The organism is Calothrix sp. CBUCES-K 9914, assembly GCF_059640475.1.
The window spans coordinates 1-2,076 of the sequence record NZ_JBXXZH010000515.1 but is presented as its reverse complement, the minus strand read 5'-3'; the positions used below and the strand labels follow the sequence as shown (position 1 = coordinate 2,076).

1 protein-coding gene is annotated in these 2,076 nt (G+C 40.1%); it reads right to left on the bottom strand.

The window, feature by feature from the left end:
• A partial coding sequence (locus tag AC2JBO_RS44660; RefSeq protein ID WP_496960039.1) for a RecQ family ATP-dependent DNA helicase occupies nucleotides 1-1,817 on the bottom strand: 1,817 nt, incomplete at its 3' end.
• Nucleotides 1,818-2,076 lie beyond the last annotated feature (259 nt).

Below are 2,076 nucleotides of genomic sequence, written 5' to 3'. Positions count from 1 at the left end.
GCGCCTTTATGAATCCGGTTCCGTAAATACCTTGTTGATATAAAAGTATTTTTTAAATCCTGCTCGCTAAGTTGATTTAAGCTTTGTAGGAAAAATATTGTATCTGCATCTTTAGGGTCGTACAGCAGAGTGCAGTAAGAAGGTTGACCATCACGTCCCGCGCGTCCAGCTTCTTGAACATAACCTTCCAAGTTGGAACTCATCGCATGGTGAATAACCGCGCGCACATCTTTTCTGTTAATACCCATTCCAAAAGCGCAAGTCGCAACGACTACATTTAATTTACCTGATTTAAAGGCATGTAGAACTTCGTATTTCTCATGGGTTGATAATTTCCCGTGGTAGTACTTCGCATCAATATCACTTTGATTTAACAATTTAGCAAGCTTTTCGGCATTTTTACGAGTTGTTGTATATACAAGTGTACTACCACCTAAATTCAATGATTCTTTAACTTTATTAATAAGTGTTTGTTCTTTATTACCAACTGTTGGGATAACTTCAAACGTCAAATTAGAACGAGTTGTTTCTCCATCAATTATAGTACCGATGTTTAGGTCTTGTTCACCAAATAGCTTTTTAATATCTTCTACGACGCTTTGAGTTGCTGTCGCGGTTAGTAAAGCTAACATGGGTTTTGATAACAGGCGCCGTTCATAAAGTTCTTTTATAAACTTGGGTACATAGCAATAGTCAGGTCTGAAGTCATGTCCCCATTGACTTATACAATGTGCTTCGTCGAGTACCCATAATACAGGTGGACGCTGTTCAAGTAGCGCGCGGATACTCATTGAACGTAATTGTTCAGGACTAATATATAGTAAACCTTTGTTGCCAGAGCGTAATTCTTCTAAACGCAGGCGCCGTTCCTGTGCTGTCAAAGTACCGTTGATGTAGGTAGAGAAAAATAAACCAGTTTCTTCTAAATCTGCTACCTGGTCAGCCATCAATGCTTGTAACGGTGATATAACGACAGTTAAAGCTTTTTGTCTATGGTGGAACATCAAAGCTGGTAGTTGGTAACACAACGACTTACCACCACCAGTGGGCATCATTATTAATGGATTTTCTTTATTAATTATTGATTTAACAGCTTTTTCTTGTAGTGGTCGGAAGCTAGGGATACCAAAATGTTCTAAGTAAGACTGTATTGCAAACTCATTATTTATCAACGGGAATAAGTTATTGAGTACATCTTGGAACGGCGCCAGGTTTGAAAGCCAGTTAGAAAAAGCTTCTCTCTCGTTGTTTAGATTCGTTTCATAATTCCAAGACAGTAATGCGGCTGCACACAGTCTGGTATCAAAATTATAGGTTTGCGGACTCAGCAATAATTGGTGTAGATAAGATTGATTAACCCCCAATAGCATCTCTGTTGGAAGTTTTTCAATCCGGGGTCGGAGTATCATTGGAACAGAAAATCGGCTTAAGCTCAAAAGTCTTATTTGTCGGTAGGACGATAAGATTGCCACGGCTGGAATCAAAATTTTGCCACGACTTTCGCTGTCCATACCTTTTTTTCGTGAAGCGGTCGCCAATAAATTTTCGCTTGTGGAAAGATAAGTTTGCCGAAACCGTAAAATAGAACTATAAGTCCGCGAACCGACATCCCTTTTGGCAATGTCCCGCAGGCTTAATCCCTGTTCACGCAAAATAACAATTCTGTCCGCCACTGTCGGATCACGCTCCGGTCTTCCCAGTACTTTCCCCTTGGCTCTTGCATTGGCAAGACCTGCCCGTACCCGCTCAACAATAATTTCCCGTTCAAATTCAGCAAAAGAGCCGATAATAATGATGAGGAGTGGTTCGCCATTCAAAATCGCGAACCACTTTTATACAAAAGTACTATAAAATAGAGATCGCCTTTTACCAGTTGTGTAAGTCTATATCAATACACAAATACTAAAGATTAGCGATCGCTTGTGCCAGTTGCGTAAGTCCTGTTTTATAACGTGCGTTTTGGCACCAACCCTCTAATTGTGAAATCGGAAAAATATTTTTCTATTAATCCTCGCTCGATAGGAGGGAAAACAATATCTGTGCCTGCTAATCCAGAAAGGGTGTTGGTAAAGTCGA